Source organism: Candidatus Nitrosopumilus sp., from assembly GCF_028278985.1.
Lineage (GTDB): Archaea > Thermoproteota > Nitrososphaeria > Nitrososphaerales > Nitrosopumilaceae > Nitrosopumilus.
The window spans coordinates 20,956-45,262 of sequence record NZ_JANQTA010000018.1; the positions used below are offsets into that span (position 1 = coordinate 20,956).

Consider the following 24,307-nt stretch of genomic DNA (forward strand, 5'->3'; position numbering starts at 1 on the left):
ATTTTTTACATTAATTATGTTTGCTGTTGATTTTTCCTAGTATCCTCTTGCAAAAATTGGAACACAAGTACTTTGTTCTGGACAGCATATGCATTTTTTGCTAGTATCTTCACTTCCAAATGGAATGACTCTGATGTCAGCTCCAGTTTCTTCTTTGACTTTTTCTTCACACTTTAATTCTCCACACCATGGAGCTTTGAAGAAACCCCCATCTTCTATCTTGGATTTAAATTCTGAATAATCAGAGATTTCTTTTGTATTCTTTTTGGATTCTTCTCTAGCTTTTTCTAACATCAGTCCTTGAATTTGGTCAAGAATTTCAGAAATCTTTCCAATCTCACTAAATCCTAAATTGATTTTTTCACTATTGTATCTTTTTGCAACAACAATACTTTCTTTTTCAATATCTTTTGGTCCCAATTCAATTCTGATTGGAACTCCTTTCATTTCCCAGTCATTGAATTTGTAACCTGGTGACATACCTGTTCTGTCATCAACATGAACTCTGAAATTCATCTCAGTTAATTTATTTTGAATTTCCTCTACTTTTGGAATAACTTTGTCTCTTCCTTCATCATTTCTATAAATTGGAACAATTACAATTTGAATAGGTGCAACTTTAGGTGGTAAAACTAAACCTTGATCATCTCCATGTGTCATGATCATTGCACCGATTAATCTCCATGAAACACCCCATGAAGTTTGCCAGGCAAAATGTTCTACATTATCTTTATCTGCAAATTTAACTTCAAATGGTTTTGAGAAATTCTGACCTAGAAAATGAGATGTTCCCATTTGTAGTGCTTTTCCATCTGGCATAATTGATTCCATGGTAGTTGTATATACAGCTCCGACAAACTTTTCTTTCTCACTCTTTTTTCCAGTTGTTACTGGAATAGCTAATTCTTCTTCTACTGTGTTTTTGTAAATTTCTAAAATTTTCATTACTTCTTTTTCAGCTTCTTCTTGTGTAATGTGGACTGTGTGGCCTTCTTGCCACAAAAATTCTGAAGTTCTCAAAAATGGTTTTGTAGCCTTTATTTCAGCTCTTAATGCTGTATTCCAAAAATTGATCTTTAGTGGGAGGTCTCTCCAACTTTGAATCCATTTTGAATATAATGTGTATGCTAATGTTTCAGATGTTGGTCGTAAAGCTAGTCTGTCCCCAATTTCGTTTGTTCCTGAATGTGTTACCCAGAATACTTCTGGATTAAAACCTGCAAAATGCTTCTGTTCTTTTCCTAAGAGTGATTCCGGAATTAATACAGGCAAAAATCCATTTCTAATTCCATTTTTTGCAAATTTTGCATCAAATGTTCTCTGTAATGATTCCCATATGGAAAAACCATCTGGTCTTAAAACAATCAATCCTTTTACAGGTGCATAGTCTGCAAGTTTTGCTTTGAGAACTACTTGAGTATACCATTCGCTAAAATCGTCATTTTTAGATACTGTAATACCGACATCTTCTTTGCTCAAACTAGCATTACAAGAAATAATTAACTAATGAGCCTTTCGTGGATTGTTCTAAAGTTTGTCGCCTTTACAGAGTACTTTTCCAGTTACTCTACTTTGAAAATTAGGACATACGAAACACTGGATAAAATGAGTATCTCCTTCTAGTACTGGACATTCGACATATTCTTGCTTCATTCTTTTGAGCATTTTTGGACTAACACCCTTCAACTTTAGTTTTCCTTTATCATCCATCATTCCTGATGCTTTTAATTCGTCTTTGATTTCTTGAGGTAGCTTCTGTCTTCCTTCTCTTTCTTTGATTTCTACTTCGTATTTGTGTTCTAGTTCATCCATATCTTCTCACTAATACTCTGTGATTTATTACTAACGTTTTTTCGATCTCAAAAAAGTTTAAACTTTAATATAATTAGCAATTTTTTTGCAAATCAGAAATCAATTGCTTGTAATTTTTGATGTTGAGGGTGTTTTGTATGATGAAGAATACCTTCCTATTCTTGCTGAAAAACTCAACAAACAGGATGAAATTTGGGAAATCACAAAACAAGGAATTCAAGGAAAAATCAATTGGGAAGAGGGCTTACGAACTAGAGTTGCTGCATTAAAAGGACTAGATGAAAAAACATGTCAGGAAGTTTCTGATGCATTACCAATTATGACTGGAGCAAAAGAAGCATGCAGAGTTCTCAAGGCCGCTGGCTGGAAATTAATGGCTGTATCTGGTGGATTTACTTTGATGATGGCAAGATTACAAAAAGAATTAGGCTTGGATTATGTATATTGTAATGAATTATTGTTCAAAGATGGAAAATTAGATGGCGTAAAAATCAATGTAGATTCTGATAAATCAAAATCTGCAAAAATCAAAATTGCAGAGTGGGGAGAACAAAAAGAAGACATTGTTTGCGTGGTAGATGGAGCAAATGATGTAAAATTGTTTGATATTTGTGGATTAGGAATTGCCTATAGAGCACAAGATTTGGTTAAAGATTTAGCAACTACTACATTAGAAGAAAAAAACCTATCAAAGATACTTGATATCATCAACAAACATTTCAAATTAGAATTAGAAACCACGACTCCTGCATAAACAATTTTTAGAGCATCTATCCAACATTCTTCATTGCAAATCATTCCAGTTCATATTAAAAAAGAGATAGATTCATCAGATAATCTGTCTGATTTACTATTGAATGCTACATCAATTGAAGATGGAGATATTATTGTAGTGGCTCAAAAAATTATCTCAAAAAATGAAGGCAGGATTGTTACTTTATCATCTGTTTCCCCTTCATTGTTAGCAGAAGGAATTGCATCTCAATACAAAAAAGATCCTAGAATTGTAGAATTGGTTTTATCTGAAACAAAAAGAATTGTTCGCATGAATAATGGCATAATCATTGTAGAAACAAATCATGGCTTTGTTTGTGCAAATGCAGGAGTTGATGAAAGTAATATGGCTGAAGGTTTTGCCACTTTACTTCCAATTAATTCAGATAAATCGGCAGAAAATATTCGAAAATCTGTAAAAGATTCATCTCAAAAAAATATTGCCGTTTTGATTTCTGATACTTTTGGTAGACCATTTAGAATGGGTCAGACAAATTGTGCAATTGGGATTTCTGGAATGGCGCCTCTCCTAGACTATGAAGGTACTTTGGACTCTTTTCAAAAGATTCTTCGTGTAACTGAAATTGCTGTTTCTGATGAATTATGTGCTGCAGCTGAATTAGTAATGAAAAAAACTACTAAATGCCCATTTGTTATCATTCGTGGCTATTCTTTTGATTTTGAAGATCATGGGATCGAAAAAATAATTCGTTCTGAAAATGAAGATCTTTTTAGATGACAAACGATGGCATAGAATTATAATCTATAGAAGAAATTTTCTTTTCAATGCAACTCAAAACTGAACTTCACTGTCACAATTCATTTTCAAATTTTCATCTTGGTGATCATGAGGCACCCTATGATAGTAATGTGCTAATTCAAGAACAATTAGAGCGATCATACAGTCTGGGATTGGATGCAATTTTTGTAACCAATCATAATACATTAGATGGCTATCATCAATTACTAGAATACAAAAATGATCATGAAAAATTCAAAAATATTGACGTTTTTCCTGGAGAGGAAGTCACCACTGATACCGGAGCACATGTTTTAGTTTATGGAATTCATGAATCAATTCCAGCTGGAATTTCAATTGATGAAGTTTTAGATGAAGTTAAAAAACAAGGTGGCGTTTCATCTGCCCCTCATCCATTTAGTCTTCTTGATGCCCTAAGAAATGATGCAAAAAAGTGTGATATGGTGGAAATTTTCAACAGTAACAATGTAGATATTCTTTCTAATTCTCGTGCAAAGCAATATGCAGTAGATAATGAAATGATACAGGTGTCTGGTAGTGACTCTCATGTGTTATCTACTTTGGGAAGATGTGTTAATGTAATTGACTCTGAACGTAATCTTGATGATGTATTACGTGCAATGAAACAGGGTCATGTCAAAATAACTCAAACTGGATATGCAACACAATCTGAAACTCTTGATCATCTTCAATACAAAATCAATAACTCAAAAGAATATTTTATTGACTATATTCAAAAACATTATCCTAACGCAAAATGGCTATTGAACCTATTGTTGCAAATTTATGAATCTAATCAAAATAGCCGTATGTGGGAATTGTCTTACAAAACAGCTGTTTACTTGATGAAAAGAATTTCTTACAAAATCAATATTCAAAACCAAGATCCTGGTTTCATGAAAGAACGAAATCTTGCAACTATGTTCAAAATGGCATTGTGAGAAAATAGGTCAAGCTAAACTCGAATAGATTTTAATATGACAAATCGCTTTTTATGATCTGTATATCATGTCTGAATCTGAAAAAAAATTAGATGCAACTGGCTTGTTTTGTCCTGAACCTGTTTTCAGAACAAAAATTGAAATTGAAAGAATGCAAGTTGGTGAAACATTAACAGTATCTGCAGATGATCCAGCAGCAGAAGAAGATATTTCTCGTTGGGTTCAAAGACAAGGTCACGAATTACTTGACATGTCAAAAGACGGAAACACCATTACATTCCAAATTAAAAAGGTGAAATAACCTACATCATGACCACTGTAACTGATACAGATGTTTTGAACCGTGTTGGGAATACCCCCCTTGTGAATCTTGATTCTCTTTCTCATGATAATGCCAATTATTTTGCAAAACTAGAAGGCCATAACCCATTTGGTTCAGTGAAAGATAGAGCAGCATTTTGGATGATTAAGGATGGAGAAGAACGTGGAATTCTCACTAAAGGAAAAAGTATCATTATTGAGCCAACATCTGGAAATACTGGAATAGCTCTAACTGGAATTGCAAATTTACTAGGATACAAAGTTGAAATTGTTATTCCTGAAAAAGCAAGCAACGAAACTAAAGAAATCATAAGAAATCTTGGAGCAAAAGTTTTTGAAACTACTGATGATCTTTGTCCAAAAGTTGGCGCTGGAACAGATCAAAGCATTGCATTGGCAACATCAATTGCATCATCCCGTCCCGATACCTATTATTCCCCTAATCAATATGCAAATGAGGCTAATTTCAAAGGCCATTACGTTGGAACAGGCCCTGAAATTTGGAAACAAACAGAAGGAAAAGTAACTCACTTCTTTACTGGCGTAGGTACTGGAGGTACAATTACTGGAATTGGAACTTACCTTAAAGAGAAAAATCCTGATGTGAAAATCATTGGATGTCAACCACAACAAAACCATTTGATTCAAGGATGGAGGAATTTTGAAGAATCCGCAAAACCTGACCTATTCTTAAAACGTGAAAATGTTGTAGATGATTGGGTTTCAGCTGATAACAAAGAATCTTTTACAGTTGTCAAGGAAGTATTTGAAAAAGATCAATTACTTATCAGTCCTTCTTCTGCTGCAGTTTATGCATGTATGAAAAAATATCCTATTGACGGTGATGCATGCGTTGTTGGAATATTTGCTGATGATGGTAGAAAATTCAAAAGTGTTTACGCTGAACAAAATGTTATGACTGAAGATGAATTTAACAATGCAGCAAATTCAGCACAACATATGTCTGAATTAGCATATTCTTTGTAGTTATTCTAAAATATTCTTGAGATTTTTCTCATAAAATTCTCTAAATGAAGTATTCATATCCATTTCATGACGCAAGCATTTGTTACTATGTTCTGTAATGCTTGTTTTGATTTCTTTACTCCACTGACTTTGTTGTTTGTCTTTTTTATCCATAATTGTTGGATTTTCTTTGATTTTCTCCATCATCTCAATTAACTCTAAACCCATTTGTCTGAATTTACTTGCTCTTAAAAGAAACATTTGTGCCTCCTCTTTGTTAACGAGTTTCATTAGTGCATAAACTTGATTATAGTATTCAAAACCCTTGTCACTGTATTTTTTGAAATCTTCTATTCTCTTATTCCAATATTCTTGAGTTGATTTTTCCTCGATTCTGTAGCTGAACTGAATTTCTCCCAATTCCATGCCTAGTTTTGCCAATTTGTCACTGTTTTCTTTGGCTGATTTCTTAAGATCATCAGAGTTCTCACTCATGAATTCATCCCAGTATACTAGAATAAAGAGTTAGATGTCTATCTATTTTCCCACATTATCTTTGATTCGTCAGCATATTCTTTGATACAATTTTCACAAAAAGAATCCCATTCATCAATTTGTAATTTTTTAAAATAACTTACTGACCAATCATAACTTGGTTCCTTTCGATATTGAAATTGTTGAATTGTGTAAATGTCTTTTTCTTGGAATTTATTTAGACACTTTTTGCATTGTGCATTTTTCATTCTTGCTTGTCAGCACTTTCTGTTAGATATTTATCAACATCAATTGCTGCCATACAACCATAACCTGCTGCAGTAATTGCTTGTCTGTAACTTCTATCATGAACATCTCCTGCTGCAAAAACTCCTTCAACATTGGTATGTGTTTTATTTTTTAGGACTACGTATCCTTCTTCATCTAAATCAATTTGGCTTTTGAATAATTTTGTATTTGGTTCATGACCAATTGCCACAAACAATCCTCCTGCGTCTAAAGTTGATTCTTCATTTGTTTTTAGATTCTTTAACACTGCTTGTTGCATCTTTTGATCACCTTTAATGTCAGTCACTGCAGAGTCCCAATGGAATTTAATTTTTGGATTGTTTAATGCTCTATCTTGCATTATTTTACTTGCACGAAGCTCATTTCTTCTGTGAACAAGGTGAACTGTGGTTGCAAATTTTGTAAGAAATGTTGCTTCTTCAATAGCAGAATCTCCTCCACCTACTACGATTAGTTCTTGATTTCTAAAGAATGGACCGTCACATGTAGCACAATACGAAACTCCTTTTCCTCCAAACGTTTCTTCACCCTCTAATCCTAATTTTCTGGGGTTTGCACCAGTTGCAATAATTATTGTTCTACCCTCGTATTCTTCAGAGGCAGTTAAAACTTTGAGTGGTTTTCGTCTAAAATCAACATCTACAGCCTCATCATCTACAATTGTTGTACCCATTCTTTGACATTGCTTCCTCATATCTATCATCAAATCTGGACCCATGATTCCATTTTCAAATCCTGGATAGTTTTCAACTTCAGTAGTGTTAACCAGCTGTCCTCCAGGTAAGATTCCTGATAAAATCAAAGTATCGTATCCTGCCCTAGCACAATAAATTCCTGCAGTATATCCTGATGGACCTGCACCAATGATTACTACGTCAAATTTTGTTTTCTTCTTATCTGGCATTTTTGGACTGTCGTCATTTGTTTCAAGAACTGCTGCACCTGCATCTGCTGCCATCATGATATTTCATTCATGAGTATTCATTAATTTAAGTGAATATCCTATGGATTATTCATTTTTCATTCTCATTAGAATCTGATCACATATTTTTCTCATCTCTGAATCAGATCCAACACTTGATTTTTTTATTGCTTCTTGAATTGTAGATGAGCCATCTTTACTTAGAACTTCTATATTCATGATTTGATTCACATACGTATTTTCCACAAAAACAAATCTTTTCTCAATTATATGCTATGATTTCTAAATTATCATCATTGAATATCAGTCTAGATAATCGATATGACATTTAAAATTATTTTAAAACAATATTCTATTGTGGTAATCAAAACAAAAAAATACTAGTCCCATTAGATGGTTCTAAAAATTCTATTCGTGGTTTGGATATGGCAATACATCTTGCAAGACAATCTCATGGGACAATTACTGCGCTTGCTGTAAAATCTGTGCCTGGAATTTATGCGATTCACCCACTTGGATTTCTTGATTTCAATTCCATGAAAGAAGTAAAAAAATTTCTAAATGATGCCAAAATTAGAGCAGCTAAAAAAGGCATTCAATTAACTGCAAAAGCACTTGCTGGTGATCCTGGTTATGATATTGCTAAGTTTACAAACAATTCTAAAAACAAAATTGATCTTGTTGTTATTGGTGCTAGAGGTAGGGGTGCTGCACAAGAAATCTTCTTGGGAAGTGTTTCAAACTATGTGTTACATAAATCCAAAAAACCAGTTATGGTTGTTAAATAAGTGATAAACCTCCCAGATTCCCACAATAATTGCTATTACTATTTCTAATTGTATGGACTGTATTCTTTGTAGATTTTTGCTATTGAATGAAAATACATGTCTCTCATATCTTCTTCAACACAAACTGATAACATGTTCACTAGATCAGTAGATGTAATCATACCCACAACTTCTTTGCCTTCTAGAACTGGTAATTTTCTTACTTTTCTCTCATGCATTACATCTGCTGCAACTCTAACAGAATCTTTAGGATCTACTGCAAAAACTGGTGAAGACATTATTTGTTTAATTGGTGAAGAAATGGGATAAGCATGTGCTGCAACTTTGACTGCAAAATCTCTATCTGTAACAATTCCCATTGGTTCATTATTTTCCATAATCACAAGTGAACCAACTTTTGTATCTTCCATCATTTTTGCTGCTTCATTAATTGTTGCTGATGAATCAATTGAAATTACTGACCTACTCATTACATCTGCAATTGTTATGGATTTTGCTTCAGACATTGCTAACGATACGTATTTTTCAATATAAGGTGGATTCAAGAATACCAAAATTGAAAATCATGATTGGTAATTATTGTAGTTGTTTTTAATCCAAAAAAATTATTTGTAACTGATGCCAAATGTTCCTCTTTACATTATAGGTTTACCCAAAGATGAGCCTGTAAACGAAGTTTTAATGTCCAAAATTGGAGGGGCATTAGAAAAATTACAAAAAGTATTCCCCAATGTAATTGAGTCTAAAGTTTCAATCAAAACTCAAAATTCTGAAGGCTCTAGGAAGTTTTATGAAGTTACAACTACTGTTAATGCTGGTAAAAACAGCCTCATTTACAATGATTCTGGATGGGATCTTCTCAAAATATCTGATGAGATTTGTAGAAAATTAGAATCAGAACTATCCACTAAGGAAAACAAGAGACAAAGAGAGAGCATACGCAAAAAGGAATAATTTTTGTATTTTACATTCAAAGTGATTTTTTTGATTTCAATAATCGGAACTGGTCGTGTTGGTTCAACAATTGGCTTTTTGTGTGTCTCACATGCCTTAGATGATGTATTGTTTGTCAATGCTGATAAAGAAATTGCAATTGGTGAATCATTGGATATTGCAAGTGCAATTCCTTCTTCCTCAAAATTTTCTATTAGTGCAACTGATGATATTTCCCAAATCAAAGATTCCAAAATTGTAGTTATTGCTGCAAGTGTGGGTGTCTACACTACTGATAGAGCAGAACACATTGATGAACAAGTCAAAATGATAAAGAGTATTGCTGGTGATGTAAAAAAATACTGTCCGTCTGCAATTGTTTTAGTAGTTTCAAATCCTCTGGATGTTTTAACATATTATTTTCAAAAACAATCCCAATTTTCACGATTCAAAGTTATTGGTATTGCATCTAGTTTAGATTCCAGTAGATTTCGTTATCATGTTTCTGACAAACTTTCTGTTCCCCAATCTTCAATTAATGATGCATTTGTTTTAGGTGAGCATGGTGACTCTATGGTTCCAATTTTTTCTAAAGTCACAATTAATGGAGATTCATTATTATCAAAAATTTCTGAAAATGATGTAGATGAAATAACTTCTAGTGTGAGAGACTATTGGAAGGCTTTAAGAAATCACAAGAGCAGGTCTATGTTTGGTATTGCAAAAAATGTCTTTGATGTGATAAATTGTATCTATGCCTCCCAAGAAATGACTGTTTCAGCCGCAATTTTGCTAGAAAATGAGTATGGTGAATCTGATATTACAATGGGAATTCCTGTAAAAATCAATAATAATGGAGTTTCAGAAATTGTTACAATTCCAATTAACGAGAAAGAATCTGAATTATTGAAAATATCTGCATCAAAGATTCGACATCAAATATTATCTGTTAGTACTGAGTAATTTTTCTAATTCTTTACTGTGTTTTTCACAAAGTTGTGGATTTTTTAATTGTGATTCAAAAAGATCTTTTTGCCAGTGTGCATTAAACAATCTACAGTCTTTGTTATCACAAAATGCATTTCCTGTTTCTACATAAAATATTGCTTGTAACAAGTAACCTTCAACTATTTTTCCAAGTCGATTATCATGATATTCTAAAAATTGGCCTTTGTATTTCTCTTTAATTTCCTTAATTCTTTCTTCAGAAAAATCTCCAATTAACTCCATATAGTATTGTTTTGGCTTTGCAGGTGCCTCAATAATTCCTGTAGTTGAAATTATTGTAGGATTTGTTCCAATCAATGCTCTTGCATGATATCTGAAATCTTCTTCAGAAAATGTTGCAGTAAGTTTGTTTGTAAAAATTATGTGTAATGTATCTAGATTTTGTTCTTTAATTGATTCTGCAACAATTTGCTCTAGTTCATATCCGTCATAAAGAAAAACTTCATCATTTTCTGTCATATCTTTGTTTGATCTTTCTATTTCAATTTCATCTTGAGTTGGGTCGTGTTGCTGAAATGGTTTTTTTAATTCAAAAACTCGTTTACTTGCAATATTTCTACATTCTTCATCTTGTAAATTCTGAAAAAAATTATCTCTGATTTCAATTTCTAAACCAAATATTGATTCTAAAAACTTCTTTTGATGAGTAATTTCTATTTCTGGAACTGTTGGTTCATCATATAGGATAATTTTATTGAGTTTCACACGTGTAATTGTGCCTAATTGTTTATCTTTCTAACTCTTTGATCTTCTCAGCTGCAATCTCTGCTGCTCTTTTACCTGAGAATAACATTGAACCAAATGTTGGTCCCATTCTAGCTAATCCATGAGTTTCTGTAACTGACATTCCTGCAGCAATTAATCCCGGATAAATTTCACCAGTTTTATGAACGACATGCTCTTCTCCATCATTTACAAACATTGGTTCCATACCTTTCCATTTTGCTAATCCTCGGTCTACAAGTCTTTTTACAGCAACTGAATCATGTCCAGATGCATCAATGATTACTTTAGATTCAAAAGCAACTGGATCAACACATGTGATGTTTCTAGGTAATGCTGAAACTGGCATCCAATTTACAACAATTCCTGCTACTCTTCCATTTTTTAGAACTAAATCGTCAAACTTTGTTAGTTGTAAAAATTTAACACCTGCATCACATGCCCCTGCAATTAATTTAGAAACTGCATGAGGTCCTGGCGTCATGTATAATCCATCTTGAACTTTTTTGTATGGTACTCCCAATTCATCCCACATTTTTTGTGCTGGTTCTCTTACAGTTACAGGATTCATCATGTAACCTCCAAGCCAATAACCTCCTCCAAGATAGTTATTTTGTTCAATAACGAGAACTTTGAATCCCATGTTGGATAATTCTCTACTTGCAGTTAATCCAGCAGGACCTGCACCAATAATGATTACATCTGATTCTGCTCTATCAATTAAAACGTCATGAAATTCGTTTGCAATTGCACGTGTAATTTCAACTTCACGTGCATCTGTGAAAATTTTAGAAGACTGTTCTGCTACTTTTGCTTCTTGCATGCGTACTTTCATGCTCTTTTCAATTAATACTTTGCCACAAGAATTTTTGAAATTAGGTAGCACTAATGAATACGCTAGTAACAAATACAGGAAAATTCTGTATCTCCTTGAAAATTCATTACCAAAATCATCCCAATATCAAAAATTTATAACCAAACTAAAAGGAATTTCTTTGTATTGACAGTATCTGATCTAGAACAATCTCGACCTGATTCGAAAAAAGCAAAAATCGATTGGGCTCGTATGGAAGAGGCAGACAATTTTGCAAAAACTGTAAAATTATTCCGTCAGGGAAAATATGACGCAGATAGTTTTAGACGATTTAGACTACAACATGGTGCATACGGTACTAGAATGACCGGTGACTATGCTATGGTTCGTATCAAACTTCCAGCAGGTGAAGTCTATCCTAATCAGCTTGAAAGAATTGCTCAACTAAGTGAGCAATATTCTATTGGAAGTGCTCACTTTTCTACAAGGGAAAACATTCAACTCCATTGGGTAATACTTGAAGATGTTTCTGAAATTCTTCGTTCTTTAGCTGAAGTTGGATTAACATCTAGAGAAGCTTGTGGTAACTCTGTTAGAAATGTAATGTGTAGTCCGTTATCGGGAGTTTGTGAAAATGAAGAATTTGATGCAACACCTTATGCACTTGCAACTGCTAGATTTTTCTTAAGAAATCCAATGGCACAAAATCTTCCAAGAAAATTCAAATTCAATTTTACATGTTGTGAAAAATGTGGAATGGTGAGAATTGTTGATGTTGGTTTAATTCCTCAAATTAGAGAAGTTGATGGTGAAAAACAACGTGGTTTCAAAATCTTCCTTGGAGGAGGTCTTGGAAACAAATCTTATGTTGGACATCAATTAGAAGACTTTACTCCTGAAGAAGATTTACTTTACACTTCAATGGCTGTTATGCGTTTGTTTGATAGAATGGGTGATAGAAAAAATCTAGCACGAAACAGAATGCGTTATCTCGTTCATGACATGGGTTGGGAAAAATTCCAAAACTTGGTTCTAAAAGAAAGAGCAATTGTTAGAGCAACACAATCAGTTGTAACTCAATTAGATGTTGATCATACTCCGGATGAAATCAAGCGTCCAATCAGAATTTCTGATGAAAGTGGTTCTGGTACTCCTGATGGATATGCTAGATGGCTTAAAGCAAATACCGAAAAGCAAAAGCAATCAGGCTACCGTTCTGTATTTTTGACATTAGAGGCAGGAGACATTACTGCAAATCAACTAGAGGCATTGGCCGGAATGATCAGAGACTTTTCTGCAGAAGGCAAGGCAAGAACTGGATTTACACAAAATATTGCACTTAGATATGTTCACGAAGATGATTTACCACTACTCTACTCAAAACTACTTGAGGTAGGACTGGCAAAATCAGGCGCACTAACCATGACTACTCCTATTGGTTGTTCTGGTACAACATCTTGTAATCTTGCATTGACGAACTCTCATCGTTTAGCCAAAGAGATTCAAAGAAAATTCTTGGAACTCAAATACGATGAAGATGATGATTTGAGAGAGTCTTCTATCAAAATCAGTGGATGTCCAAACTCTTGTGGTCAACATGGAGTTGCAACAATTGGATTCTTTGGAGGTGGCGCTAGAGTTGGAAAAGACATGTATGCAAACTATCAGATGCTCTTAGGAGGACGTGCCGATGGTGAAGCAAGATTAGGTGATATTTGTTTACGTGTTCCAGCAAAACGTGTAATTCCTGTAATTCTCAAAGTAATTGAACTCTTTAAAACAAACAAAAAACCTGATGATGATCTGAAAACTTGGATTCATAGAATTGTCAACAACAGCGGTGATACTGAAATCAAAACTATGGCTGACATCAAAAAAGCAGTAGAACCTTTGACAATTCCTCCAACTAAAGAAGAAGATCCTGATTTCTATCTTGATTATGGAAGTGATTCTAGTTATCATACAAAAACTGGCAAGGGTGAATGTGCTGCTTGACAGATTCTGGTAAAATTACAACTGACGTTGATTCTTTACGTTCAGAAATTAGAGATAAGTCTGTTAGAGTTATTGATGTAAGACGAGAAGATGATTACAAACAAGATCATATTCCAACTTCTGTAAATCTTCCACTTGCAAATCTATTATCTGATGACAGTCCTGACCGAGTTCAAAAATTAATTCAATCAATGGGAATTGATGATGAAACACGTGTTGTTGTTTATGATGATACATTTGGTGCCTTGGCATCAAGGGTTGCTTGGACTCTGGAATATCTTGGACATTCTGATGTCACTTTGCTTGAAACCACGTACAGTAACTGGAAATCATTAGGATTGGAAAATGATTCAGATGTTCCTGAAGTTCAAAACAAAGAACACTCTGTTAACTTACAATCTGATATTTTGGCAACATCTGATTATCTTGAAGGCGCAAAAGAGCGTGATGATGTGATTCTAATTGATAATCGTGAGAGGTTAAACTTCTTAGAACAACATATTCCTGGTGCAATTAGCCTTCCATATCGTACATTGGCAAGTAAGGACAAAATTTTACGCTCAAAAGAAGACATGAAAAGATTATTGGAAAATCGGGGAGTATCTGGTAATTCTGAAATTATTACTTATTGTGGCAGTGTTGGTACTCTTTCTGGATTGGCATATTATGCATTAAAATCAGCAGATTTGCCAAATGCAAAATTGTATGTCCGCTCCTTTAAGGAATGGAAAAATCTTCAAAAACCAACTGTAAAACAAGAAGATGCAAGTTATTGGGATCTTTCTGCAGAATAATTAAGAAATTTTATTTCTAAGTTGCTTAGTAATTGTAACTTCAACGTTTTCAAAAAGAATGATCATCTTTTCTTTATTTTCAATCAAATAGTCGACTCCTCTATCTTTTAATCTGATTTTCCATAATCTGATTTCTCGATGTTCATCAAAGAAGTTTTCAATCATATGTTCACCTGATCTTGTTGGATCAATAAACTCTTCAAAAATTTCCATTGTCTTTTCTACATCTTCTTCTTCAATTGATTCTTTGACTGATTGAATTGCACTGCTTAATTCTTTGAGATTCTTTACAGGTTTTGGTAATCTCTTTCTTGTAATTCCAAACAACCCTTTCTTCTCTTTTCCCATTTTTTCTGCAACGTTTGGTGCTAAATCCCAAACCGGAATTCTACTTAGACCATCTCGTTTTTCATTTTGAATGATTAATCCTTTTTCTGTTAATTTCTTTAATGCGTTTTCTGCATCAACTTTATCCAAGAATGTTGTCCAAACAATAGAGCCAATAGTATGATATCCTTGTCTTACTGATTCTAGTACAACAACTTCTTCAATTCTTTTGAACCCTTCTTCTATTCTAACATTTACAAAATCTTTGTCTCTGATTGATTTTCTTGCATTCTTTACATCGATTTCAATAGAACGTTTGAGAGCTTCAAGTGATTCTGGAACTTGGTTTAACAAAGAAAGAAAACATGCTTTATTGTACCAAGCCATTCCATAAGTTGGATCTGATTCAATTGCTTTTTCTGCACAATCAAGTGCCTTTGAATAGTTTTTTTGCTCATAATGTACCAATCCTTTAAGATTCCAAGCTTCTGGATTTGTAACATCAATATCTAAAATTTTGTCATATACTTGAAGAGCTGCACTGTGATCATCTAAATGGAAATTTGCATATCCTAATTTCATCAAAGTTTCAACATTATCAGGATCAATTCTTAATGCTTGCTCAAAAACTACAACAGCTTCTTCTAGCTTTTCATCAGCCATTAAATTAATTCCTTTTTTGAATAATTTTTTACGATTATAATCTGAATCAACAAGACTTCTTTCTTTAGGAATTGTTGAATCTGGTTTTTCCTCTACTTTTTCTTCAACCTTCTCTTCTTTGTCCTTTGATTTTTTTCCGAACGGTCTTTTCACTAGCTCAAAATGCGATTTAATCTAGATAAATACTATCCCTCGCGAGCCTAATGCTGTCCATGCGTAAAATAGAATCTATTTTTGCGATCTAAATACAGAAATACTTGGAATATACACAAACGATGTGTCATCTCAGTCACGAATAGAAATCCAAGGACAGGCACCATTCAAACAATCTGGTGTCTATGAAGCACAAATTGCCATTGCTGAAAGCAAACCTTCTGATGATGCAATTAAAACAAAACAATTCCAATCATTATGGCGAGGAAACTATCATCTTAGAGTCAAAGATGGAACCTTTACTGAAACACTTGGTTCTCCTGATAATCCTTTACCATCTTCAATTGAAAATCTTGATAAAATTTGGGTTATTGTAACTGATCTATTTTCTGCACTAAATTCTGTATTTGAAGTTCCATTAGCAAGACCTGGAAAAGAATCAAAACCAGCACCAACTCCAAAACCTGAAACAAAAACTACTGAGACACCAAAACCAAAACGAACAACAAAAACTGTTTCATCTCAAGGAGTAGCAGGTCCACCCGGTGACAAAGGTTCTCCTGGACAACAAGGTCCAGCTGGAGATAAAGGTCCTATGGGTCCACCGGGGCAACAAGGTCCACCAGGACCAAAAGGTTCTGAAGGTCCAAAAGGTCCACCCGGTGACAAAGGTCCAACTGGAGACAAAGGATCTTCTGGTGACAAAGGTTTAGCTGGTGAAAGAGGTCTTACTGGCGATAAAGGAATTACTGGTGACAAAGGTGACAAAGGTGATAAAGGAATTACTGGTCCTCCTGGAGAAAAAGGAGAGAAAGGTCCAACAGGACCAATTGGCGATAAAGGTCCAGGCGGATTAAAAGGTCCTCTTGGAGAAAAAGGAGAGAAAGGTCCAACAGGTCCACCCGGTGATAAAGGAGTTTCTGGTTTACGTGGTCCTCCTGGAGAAAAAGGAGAGAAAGGTGCAGCTGGTCCAGCTGGCGATAAAGGATTAACAGGTCCTGCAGGTCCACCCGGAGAAAAAGGTCCGACCGGACAAGCAGGTGTTCAAGGTGAAAAAGGAATTCAAGGAGGTCCTGGACCCATTGGAGAGAAAGGTCCAGTTGGTTCACAAGGTGATAAAGGTCCTAATGGTCCACCAGGTCCTCTTGGCGATAAAGGATTAACAGGTCCAACAGGTCCACCCGGTGATAAAGGTCCTATCGGTCCACCCGGTCCAATTGGAGAAAAAGGAAACAAAGGTCCTGAAGGACCAATTGGAGAAAAAGGTCCACAAGGTCCACAAGGTCCTGCAGGCTCTAAAGGATTAACAGGAGTTCCAGGTCCACAAGGAGAGAAAGGTGACAAAGGTGCAACTGGTCCTGTAGGAGAAAAAGGATTAACAGGTCCAACAGGTCCACCCGGTGATAAAGGTCCTATCGGCCCACAAGGTTCACAAGGTGAAAGAGGTCCTGCCGGTCCATCGGGAGAAAAAGGTCCACAAGGTCCACAAGGAATTCAAGGTCCACAAGGTGAAAGAGGTCCAACAGGTCCGATTGGTTCTGTAGGTGAACAAGGTTCTGTAGGTGAACAAGGTCCTGTAGGTCCAGCTGGTCCAAGAGGTCCACCAGGTCCACCCGGAGAAAAAGGGCCAGCAGGTGGAATGTCTCCAGAACAAAAAGCAATTTTTAAAGAGTTGTTAGAAATTTTAACAAACAAAAATATTATTTCAACAGAAGAACAAATCAAACTAATGAGTTATCTTTACTAATTTACAAAAATAATTTACAAAAATAATTTACAAAAATAATTTACAAAAATAATTTTAGTTTAGAATCTTTTTTAAAAATAAATGCGCAGTTTACTTTAAGGAAATATTTGAAAAAGGTAAACAATTCGCCGTCTAATGACGATTGTTAATTTTTTGACGAGATTATCGTCTTTTTGCTGCTTTTCTCTTTGGAGCGGCTCTGCGTTTAGCTGCCTTTCCCTTTGGAGCTGCTTTTTTAGCTGCAGTTTTTCTCTTTGGAGCTGCCTTTCTTTTTGCGGCTTTTCTCTTTGGAGCTGCTTTTTTAGCTGCAGTTTTTCTTTTAGCTGCCTTTCTCTTTGGAGCTGCTTTTCTCTTTGGAGCGGCTTTTCGTTTAGCTGCCATTAGTGAATCGACATTTTCATTGTTTTTCAGTGGTTAAACTAAAGAAATTTACACAAACTGATTACTATTTGTCAAGTAATTTTTTACAAAAAAAATTGATTTGATCGATAATTTTTTCAATAAACACTTTCTGCAGATGGTCTGCGACCTTGTAACCAGCTTGTTTTACCACAAACTGTGCATTTGTACTTCCTTCTACGCTTGTAAGTAGCCATGTTTGGAAGAAAAACTAATTCTTGTTTTGTTTTTGTCATGCAAAATTTGCACCAACGATGTTCAATTTCTTGATCCATGATCGCTTCTTTTCTAAACTTATGCTCCACGTGTTTTGATAATTGTCAAAACATCTTCGTCTTGTAAAATATGTGTTAAACCAACTCTTTGTCCACCAAACTTTACACTTTTCCCCCACACCATTCCATATCTGAATTCTCTTTTCATTCTTCTATGCAATTTATTACAAACGTCTTCAACTGAATCTCCTTCTCTTGCAATAAGTGGTTCTTTGTAATCAGTCTCTCCACCTTTTGGCCGCATGTAAATTCGAATGAACTTTAATTTTCCATAAATTTTTTCTCGCAACGCTTCAATGTTAATGTCTGAATTAGCTGACACTTCAATTACATCTGATTTTATTTTTGTTTTAAGCTCTGTTAAGAATTCCTTGTCAACTAAATCGATTTTGTTTAAGACTGTTAATGCTTTAGAATAACTAATGTTTCCTGCAATGAAATCTGAAAGTTGTTCTGATGTAATATCTTCTCTGATTACAACTCTAGCACTAACAATTCCATAAAGATGTAAAATATCTTTAAGATGTTTTTCAGTAATCTTTGTCATCTTGACTTGTTGTGCAACTGCAATACCTCCCATCCCTGCTTTTTCAATTGTTAGATTTGGAGGAAGTTGGTTTAATCTAATTCCAATATTTCCTAATTCATTCACTAGAACATCTTCGTGGTATGGTTGGAATACGTCTAAGACAAGTAGTACTAAATCAGCAGTTCTTGCTACTGAGAGAATTCTCTTACCTAGTCCTTTACCTGTAGATGCCCCTTTGATAATTCCTGGAAGGTCTAGAACCTGAATGTTTGCTCCTCTGTAATTCATCATTCCGGGAACTACTGTTAATGTGGTAAACTGAAATGCCCCAACAGTAGATTTTGCTCCTGTCAATTTGTTAAGTAATGTGGATTTTCCTACACTTGGCAATCCGATAAAAACTACAGTCGCATCTCCTGTTCTTCGAACATCAAACCCATCTGATTTCATGCCTGATTTTTTGGCGACATTTTCTTCTTGCTCTCGTTTTAATTTTGCAATCTTTGCTTTGAGAAGACCTAGATGATGTTCAGTAGCTTTATTGATTTGTGTTCTTGCCATTTCATCTTGGATGGCTTTGATCTTTTCAGGAATTCCCATTCTCTATCATTTTTTACTGAATCTTTTCAAATAAAATCGTACTATTCTTTTAATTTGACAAACCTGCTTCTTACGCAGCAATTATTATTCGGTAATCTAGAGTATGTATGTGAAAAAATGTACTTTTGCAGTAGACATTGATGGAACAATTACAGAAAATGGTGGAGGTAGAATCCATCTTGATGCATTAGATGCCCTACGTAGATTAACAAACATGGGGCATAATGTAATTTTTGTCACTGGACGATCATCTGTTGAAGGATTTCTGTTATCCGTTTTTGGTGGTACCACAAAAGTTGCAGTTGGTGAAAATGGGGGTTGTATAACACTTGATTCTAATGACCATATCTTACTTGGAAATATTGAAGAATGTAAAACTGCTCTTGATATAATTCAAAATTCCATTGACAATGTAGTTGAGAAGCCTGTTTTTCCTAGAATGACTGAAGTTGTTTTAGAAAGAACCTTTGATCTAAATGATGCAAGAAAAATTTTATCTGAAAAGAAACTTGACGTTGAATTATCTGATAGCCAATATGCCTATCACATCAATTCACCTGGAATTGACAAAGGAACTGGATTCAAAGAAATTATGAAAAAAATGTCAATTAACTCTGATGATGTTATTGCAATAGGTGATAGCGCTACTGATGTCCCATTGTTTAAGGTGGCAAAAACAAGTATTGCATTAGGAAATGCTGCTAATGATGTAAAATCTGAGGCAAATATCGTGGTTTCTGCAAAGGCAGGAGATGGGGTTTTAGAAGCATTAGATAAATTAGCACCTAAACTATCACAGATGTAAGATGACTTTCAGAGCAATTTTAGACGAGGTTGAAAATAATCTAAAGAAAATTTTGTCAGATCTATCTGCTGCCGAAGTTAATTTTACAGTTGAACCTGCAAAACCAGGCTTTGGTGATGTCAGCTCTAATATTTCATTTCTCTTGGCAAAACAACTCAAAAAAAGTCCTAAAGATATTGCAGAAATGATTTCTCAAAAATATCAAGAATTACCTAAAACACTGGTCTTAAAATCTGAACCACATCCTTCTGGATATGTTAATTTTCTTGCAAACTGGGATAAACTAAATCAACTTATTCTATCTGAATCTAATCTTCCTGAATTTGGTAGTGTAGACCTTGGAAAAAATTCTACTATTGTTGTAGAACATACCAGTGTAAACCCAAACAAAGCATTGCACATTGGGCACGTCCGAAATATCATTATCGGCGATACTGTTTCTAGAATTCTTAGAAAAGCCAATTACAATGTCAATGTTCTAAATTACATTGATGATTCTGGCCTTCAAGTTGCAGATATTATTGTTGGATTCAAACATTTTGGATTTGATCAAGAGCCACCTGATGGTAAAAAATTTGATCATTACTGTGGAGATGATGTTTATGTTAAGACCACTGAAAAATATGAGCAGGATTCAAATCTTGAAGAAATTAGAAAAAATATTCTAAAAGAATTAGAAGATGGTGATTCAGAAATTGCACAATTTGGGGACAAAATTACCCGTCGTGTTCTATCAAACCAATTAGAGACCTGTTGGAATTTATCCGTCTCTTATAACTGTCTAAATTTTGAATCACAAATAATTCGTTCAGGTTTATGGTCCAAAATCTTTGAAAAACTCAAAGAAATGAATCTGGTAGAGTTTGAAAATGAGGGTAAAAATCAAGGTTGCTGGGTAATTCGTGGAGAAGGAAAAGAAGAAGATAAGGTAATAGTCAGAAGTAATGGAACTGCAACCTATATTGCAAAAGACATTCCATATGCTGCATGGAAATTAGGTTTACTTGAAGATCCATTCCATTATTCAAAATATGAAAAAGAACAACCTTTCTCAAAACTCCTTTGGCAAACTACTCTAAGTAACGGTGAAGATTCTCAAAACTTTTCAGGTGAAAAAGTAATCACTGTAATTGATTCTCGTCAAGCTCGATTACAGAATATCATTACTTCTCTGATGGGAAAATTCAAATCAGTTCCTGATGCATATGTTCATCTTGGATACGAATCAGTTACACTAAGTTCTGATACTGCAAAGACTTTGGGATTGGAAACAGATGGAAAACAAGCTCAAATGTCAGGACGAAAAGGACTGTATGTAAATGCAGATTCTGTTTATGATTTACTAAAGAAAAAAACAATTGAAGAAACAAAAACACGTCATCCTGAAATGTCTGATAATGAAATTAATCAAATTGCACACAACGTTGCAGTAGGTACCTTACGATATGAGATGATTAAACAAGATTTAGACAAAATCATTGCTTTTGATCTTGGAAAGTCTCTTAGTCTTGAAGGCGATACTGCCCCATACATCCAGTATACTCATGCACGCGCATCCAGAATTTTGGAAAAAACACAACAAACTCCTTCAATAGATGTTGATTTTTCATTGCTAAAAGAAAAACCTGAACTTGATTTGGTAAAAACAATTGGATTGTTTGATCTTAATGTTAGAGATGCTGCAAAAAATTTGTCACCTAAAGTTATTTCACGGTATTGTCATGATTTGGCTGTAGCATTCAACTCTTTTTATGAAAAATCCAAAGTGCTGGATCTTGGAGATGAGAATCTTGAAAAATCAAGATTATGTTTGGTAAATTCATTTAAAATAACTATTGAGCGGGCATTAGATTTGCTTGGAATAGTTGCTCCTGAAAGAATGTAATGTCCCAGGACGTGCACTACACGAATGCTGGCTGTCGCCCTGGGTTGTTGGCGTGCAAACCAATCAATATTTAGCGAGTTAAACTAGGCCAAAAATGTTTAGAATTTTTTTCTACATCTCATGCCTAAACTATATAAATTGGATGAACCATCCGATAATATAAGTATCTCAGTTTTTCTACACTTCCTAATGTACTTCTGTGTTTTATTTTTCTGGTGGGAGTTATGAAGCACGGCATATTGATTATTGACAGGGGAAGCAGAGAGCAAGATGTAAGAGATGAACTCTCAGACATTTGTAGTGAATTAAAGAAAAGCGGCACATACCAGTACACTGGATTCTGCTTTCTGGAGGTGGTTTCTCCCTACATCAAAGATGGAATATCTGATGCGCTAAAACACAACCTTGACCGCCTTACGATTGTGCCTTATTTTCTATATCCCGGTAGAAAATGGAAGCTTGCAGTAAAGACTGCTATGGAATTTCAAAAGAATACTGCTACAGAGATTGTCATAACAAAACCGTTGAACTCACATCCTGCAATGGCAGAACTTGTGAATCAAAGAATAGTTGAGGCAATAGACCTCCATGCAGTTGCTACACCAAAAGATAAAATCGATGTGTTGATTATAGGGCATGGGAGCATGGATCCTGATGCAAAAACTGCATTACAGTATGTCAGAGACAAACTTCAGAGAACTTACAAAACAGTACAACATTGTTTTTTGGAAATAGAACAACCTAACATAAAACAAGGAATAGAAATATGCCAAAAAAACAACTCTCAAACACTTGTTGTGATGTTGTATTTCTTACACCGAGGCGCTCACGTGAAATACGACATTAACCATGACCTTGATCCTGTAATGAAATCATCAACCATTAAACAAATCATAACAACCAAACATCTTGGTGCAGATCCTAAAATAATCGATTTAGTAGATGAGAGAATATGTCAGGCAAACAGTATTTGATGTGAAAACCAATTTTTGTAATGCGAGATTTGGCTTAAAAGTTTGATATTTAAAAACTACTCTTATTTTATGAACTGATGCCTAAAAATACTAACATTATAGATTCAATCTTAAATAAAATCTCGTTTGAATTACTGAATGAATGATCTGGGGAAGTGGTTTCCTTATTCTAACAAACTTCGATTAACCGGATTTGTAATTGGACCTATTATCTTTACAATAATTCTCTCCTTTCCAATCGAGGAATTGACATTTGAGGCCAAACTTGTGTTGGGTTTAGCTGCATGGATGGCAATTTGGTGGGGAACTGAGGCCATTCCATTTTACGTTACAGCTTCAATTCCATTTTTTGTTTTCCCCATTCTTGGCGTAGCAGAAATTGATAAGGTAATTTCTGCATATGGTGACAAGTTAGTGTTTTTGTTGATGGGTGGTTTTCTTGTTGCAAAAACAATTGAAAAAGTGAATCTTCACAAGCGATTTGCATTAAACACTCTAAAAGTAGTTGGAACTAAACCAAAAAACATTGTTTTTGGATTTATCATTGTTACAGGATGTCTTAGTGCCTGGATTACAAATACTGCAACAACTTTACTAATTCTCCCTATTGCAATTGCGGTAATTTCCCAAGTAGATGTTGCACAGAAAAAACAATTTGCAACTTGTCTTATTCTTTCTGTTGCATATGCAGCAAGTCTTGGTGGAATGTCCACTTTAATTGGTACTGCACCAAATGCATTATTTGCATCATTAAGTGAATCCTTAGCAAATGTTGAAGTTATTTTCTTTGATTGGATGCTAGTCGGTGTTCCATTAAGTGCAGTTTCTCTTTTAGTTTTGTGGATATACATGACAACTTCAACAAAATTAGATAACAAAAAACCAGTACTCAAAAACAAAAATATCATTACAGAAGAACTGAAAAAACTTGGAAATTGGAGCAAAAATGAAAAAATTGTTTTGATAATTTTTGCTGCAACTGCTATTGCTTGGGTAACTAGAGGGTTATTTTGGAAAGACTTGGCTCCTTTTGTAGGAGATCATGTGATTGTTCTTGTTGCAGTAGCTGCATTATTGTTACTTCCTTCAGGCAACAAGAGAGAACGATTACTGGATTTGAGGACTGCTAGTAAAATTCCATGGGGTGTATTGATATTGATTGGTGGTGGTTTAGCTTTGGCGAGTGGCTTTACTGCAACTGGTCTTGATACATGGATTGCAGATAAGATGTTGTTTATTGGGGATCTTGATTATTTCCTGATTGTTCTAATTATTGTGACAATTACTATGCTGACTAGTGAACTCATGAGTAACACTGCAGTGGCAGCTTTACTGTTGCCAATAATGGCTGTCTTGGGTAGTGCCAGTGAATTAGATCCTATCTTGTTTATGGCACCTGTTGCGTTTGCAACTAGTTATGGATTCATGATGCCTGTAGGAACTCCACCAAATGCAATTGCGATAGGAAGTGGTCATGTTTCAATTCGGCAAATGGTTCGATATGGACTTCCATTTGATCTAATTTGTATTCCAATAATCACAGTAATGATGGTGATTTTACTACCATTAGTTTGGGGATAATTATCTACAATTTCAACTTGAAAACCCATACAGTT

The 24,307-nt window shown here is 34.7% G+C and carries 28 protein-coding genes; 15 read left to right on the top strand and 13 right to left on the bottom strand.

Annotation, left to right across the window (positions count from 1 at the left end; genetic code table 11):
• Positions 1–36: 36 nt before the first annotated feature.
• Both proS and Q0941_RS05920 read right to left on the bottom strand, forming a co-directional pair.
• Positions 37–1,479 carry a proline--tRNA ligase gene (gene proS, locus Q0941_RS05915; protein WP_299292179.1) on the bottom strand — a complete coding sequence of 481 codons (1,443 nt, stop codon included), beginning with the start codon at positions 1,477–1,479 and terminating at the stop codon, positions 37–39.
• Positions 1,480–1,527: 48 nt separating this feature from the next.
• Entirely contained in the window at positions 1,528–1,812 is a 285-nt protein-coding gene (locus tag Q0941_RS05920; protein WP_299292180.1) for a hypothetical protein, read from the bottom strand.
• A gap of 103 nt (positions 1,813–1,915) precedes the next feature.
• Here Q0941_RS05920 and serB point away from each other — a divergent pair, with 103 nt between their 5' ends.
• From serB to Q0941_RS05945, 5 genes are all read left to right on the top strand, one after another.
• The gene (gene serB / locus Q0941_RS05925; protein ID WP_367277478.1) at positions 1,916–2,566 is read left to right on the top strand and encodes a phosphoserine phosphatase SerB; all 651 of its coding nucleotides are present in this window, start codon (positions 1,916–1,918) and stop codon (positions 2,564–2,566) included.
• A gap of 33 nt (positions 2,567–2,599) precedes the next feature.
• Positions 2,600–3,325, top strand: a complete 726-nt coding sequence (gene cofE / locus Q0941_RS05930; protein ID WP_299292182.1) for a coenzyme F420-0:L-glutamate ligase — start codon at positions 2,600–2,602, stop codon at positions 3,323–3,325.
• 47 nt (positions 3,326–3,372) lie between these two features.
• Positions 3,373–4,287: a PHP domain-containing protein gene (locus Q0941_RS05935; protein WP_299292183.1), complete on the top strand. Its 915-nt coding sequence runs from the start codon at positions 3,373–3,375 to the stop codon at positions 4,285–4,287.
• Between the two features lie 67 nt (positions 4,288–4,354).
• On the top strand, positions 4,355–4,588 hold the full coding sequence (locus tag Q0941_RS05940; RefSeq protein WP_299292184.1) for a sulfurtransferase TusA family protein: 234 nt from the start codon (positions 4,355–4,357) through the stop codon (positions 4,586–4,588).
• Between the two features lie 8 nt (positions 4,589–4,596).
• Positions 4,597–5,595 (top strand): cysteine synthase family protein, encoded by a 999-nt coding sequence (locus tag Q0941_RS05945; protein WP_299292185.1) that lies wholly within the window; start codon positions 4,597–4,599, stop codon positions 5,593–5,595.
• On the opposite strand, the gene Q0941_RS05950 is transcribed toward Q0941_RS05945, so the two are convergent.
• The 4 genes from Q0941_RS05950 to Q0941_RS05965 are packed head-to-tail and all read right to left on the bottom strand — an operon-like array spanning position 5,596 to position 7,498.
• Positions 5,596–6,069, bottom strand: a complete 474-nt coding sequence (locus Q0941_RS05950; protein WP_299292186.1) for a hypothetical protein — start codon at positions 6,067–6,069, stop codon at positions 5,596–5,598.
• 38 nt (positions 6,070–6,107) lie between these two features.
• Positions 6,108–6,317: a hypothetical protein gene (locus tag Q0941_RS05955; RefSeq protein WP_299292187.1), complete on the bottom strand. Its 210-nt coding sequence runs from the start codon at positions 6,315–6,317 to the stop codon at positions 6,108–6,110.
• Positions 6,314–7,318: a thioredoxin-disulfide reductase gene (gene trxB, locus Q0941_RS05960; protein WP_299292188.1), complete on the bottom strand. Its 1,005-nt coding sequence runs from the start codon at positions 7,316–7,318 to the stop codon at positions 6,314–6,316. Before trxB ends, Q0941_RS05955 begins: the two co-directional genes overlap by 4 nt.
• A gap of 48 nt (positions 7,319–7,366) precedes the next feature.
• Positions 7,367–7,498, bottom strand: a complete 132-nt coding sequence (locus tag Q0941_RS05965; RefSeq protein WP_299292189.1) for a hypothetical protein — start codon at positions 7,496–7,498, stop codon at positions 7,367–7,369.
• Positions 7,499–7,626: 128 nt separating this feature from the next.
• On the opposite strand from Q0941_RS05965, the gene Q0941_RS05970 reads away from it, so the two are divergent.
• Complete coding sequence (locus tag Q0941_RS05970) at positions 7,627–8,067, top strand: universal stress protein (RefSeq protein WP_299292379.1); 441 nt, start codon at positions 7,627–7,629, stop codon at positions 8,065–8,067.
• Positions 8,068–8,111: 44 nt separating this feature from the next.
• On the opposite strand, the gene Q0941_RS05975 is transcribed toward Q0941_RS05970, so the two are convergent.
• Positions 8,112–8,573, bottom strand: coding sequence for a CBS domain-containing protein (locus Q0941_RS05975; RefSeq protein WP_299292190.1), 462 nt, complete (start codon positions 8,571–8,573; stop codon positions 8,112–8,114).
• Between the two features lie 112 nt (positions 8,574–8,685).
• Between Q0941_RS05975 and Q0941_RS05980 the strand changes: the two genes are divergently transcribed.
• Both Q0941_RS05980 and Q0941_RS05985 read left to right on the top strand, forming a co-directional pair.
• Positions 8,686–9,021: a hypothetical protein gene (locus tag Q0941_RS05980; RefSeq protein WP_299292191.1), complete on the top strand. Its 336-nt coding sequence runs from the start codon at positions 8,686–8,688 to the stop codon at positions 9,019–9,021.
• Between the two features lie 30 nt (positions 9,022–9,051).
• The gene (locus tag Q0941_RS05985) at positions 9,052–9,963 is read left to right on the top strand and encodes a lactate dehydrogenase (protein WP_299292192.1); all 912 of its coding nucleotides are present in this window, start codon (positions 9,052–9,054) and stop codon (positions 9,961–9,963) included.
• On the opposite strand, the gene Q0941_RS05990 is transcribed toward Q0941_RS05985, so the two are convergent.
• Positions 9,943–10,713 carry a DUF6775 family putative metallopeptidase gene (locus Q0941_RS05990; protein WP_299292193.1) on the bottom strand — a complete coding sequence of 257 codons (771 nt, stop codon included), beginning with the start codon at positions 10,711–10,713 and terminating at the stop codon, positions 9,943–9,945. The genes Q0941_RS05985 and Q0941_RS05990 overlap by 21 nt on opposite strands.
• A 22-nt stretch (positions 10,714–10,735) precedes the next feature.
• Positions 10,736–11,554, bottom strand: a complete 819-nt coding sequence (locus tag Q0941_RS05995; RefSeq protein WP_299292194.1) for a sulfide-dependent adenosine diphosphate thiazole synthase — start codon at positions 11,552–11,554, stop codon at positions 10,736–10,738.
• Between the two features lie 177 nt (positions 11,555–11,731).
• On the opposite strand from Q0941_RS05995, the gene Q0941_RS06000 reads away from it, so the two are divergent.
• Positions 11,732–13,540, top strand: coding sequence for a nitrite/sulfite reductase (locus Q0941_RS06000; RefSeq protein WP_299292195.1), 1,809 nt, complete (start codon positions 11,732–11,734; stop codon positions 13,538–13,540).
• On the top strand, positions 13,537–14,334 hold the full coding sequence (locus Q0941_RS06005; protein ID WP_367277476.1) for a sulfurtransferase: 798 nt from the start codon (positions 13,537–13,539) through the stop codon (positions 14,332–14,334). The genes Q0941_RS06000 and Q0941_RS06005 overlap by 4 nt, the downstream gene beginning before the upstream one ends.
• On the opposite strand, the gene Q0941_RS06010 is transcribed toward Q0941_RS06005, so the two are convergent.
• The gene (locus Q0941_RS06010) at positions 14,335–15,477 is read right to left on the bottom strand and encodes a tetratricopeptide repeat protein (protein ID WP_299292197.1); all 1,143 of its coding nucleotides are present in this window, start codon (positions 15,475–15,477) and stop codon (positions 14,335–14,337) included.
• A 124-nt stretch (positions 15,478–15,601) separates the two neighbouring features.
• Here Q0941_RS06010 and Q0941_RS06015 point away from each other — a divergent pair, with 124 nt between their 5' ends.
• Complete coding sequence (locus tag Q0941_RS06015) at positions 15,602–17,224, top strand: collagen-like protein (protein WP_299292198.1); 1,623 nt, start codon at positions 15,602–15,604, stop codon at positions 17,222–17,224.
• A gap of 162 nt (positions 17,225–17,386) precedes the next feature.
• Here the strand turns inward: Q0941_RS06015 and Q0941_RS06020 are convergent, their stop codons facing one another.
• From Q0941_RS06020 to Q0941_RS06030, 3 genes are all read right to left on the bottom strand, one after another.
• On the bottom strand, positions 17,387–17,605 hold the full coding sequence (locus Q0941_RS06020; protein WP_299292199.1) for a hypothetical protein: 219 nt from the start codon (positions 17,603–17,605) through the stop codon (positions 17,387–17,389).
• A 116-nt stretch (positions 17,606–17,721) separates the two neighbouring features.
• Positions 17,722–17,859, bottom strand: coding sequence for a hypothetical protein (locus Q0941_RS06025; RefSeq protein ID WP_299292200.1), 138 nt, complete (start codon positions 17,857–17,859; stop codon positions 17,722–17,724).
• A 58-nt stretch (positions 17,860–17,917) separates the two neighbouring features.
• On the bottom strand, positions 17,918–19,027 hold the full coding sequence (locus tag Q0941_RS06030; protein WP_299292201.1) for a GTP-binding protein: 1,110 nt from the start codon (positions 19,025–19,027) through the stop codon (positions 17,918–17,920).
• A gap of 109 nt (positions 19,028–19,136) precedes the next feature.
• Between Q0941_RS06030 and Q0941_RS06035 the strand changes: the two genes are divergently transcribed.
• The 4 genes from Q0941_RS06035 to Q0941_RS06050 all read left to right on the top strand — a co-directional run bounded on the left by Q0941_RS06035 (position 19,137) and on the right by Q0941_RS06050 (position 24,272).
• On the top strand, positions 19,137–19,832 hold the full coding sequence (locus tag Q0941_RS06035; RefSeq protein WP_367277477.1) for a phosphoglycolate phosphatase: 696 nt from the start codon (positions 19,137–19,139) through the stop codon (positions 19,830–19,832).
• Position 19,833: 1 nt separating this feature from the next.
• Entirely contained in the window at positions 19,834–21,717 is a 1,884-nt protein-coding gene (locus Q0941_RS06040) for an arginine--tRNA ligase (protein WP_299292203.1), read from the top strand.
• Positions 21,718–21,941: 224 nt separating this feature from the next.
• Positions 21,942–22,691 carry a sirohydrochlorin chelatase gene (locus Q0941_RS06045; protein WP_299292204.1) on the top strand — a complete coding sequence of 250 codons (750 nt, stop codon included), beginning with the start codon at positions 21,942–21,944 and terminating at the stop codon, positions 22,689–22,691.
• 138 nt (positions 22,692–22,829) lie between these two features.
• A complete protein-coding gene (locus tag Q0941_RS06050) occupies positions 22,830–24,272 on the top strand; it encodes an SLC13 family permease (protein ID WP_299292205.1) in 1,443 nt (480 codons plus the stop codon).
• Positions 24,273–24,307 lie beyond the last annotated feature (35 nt).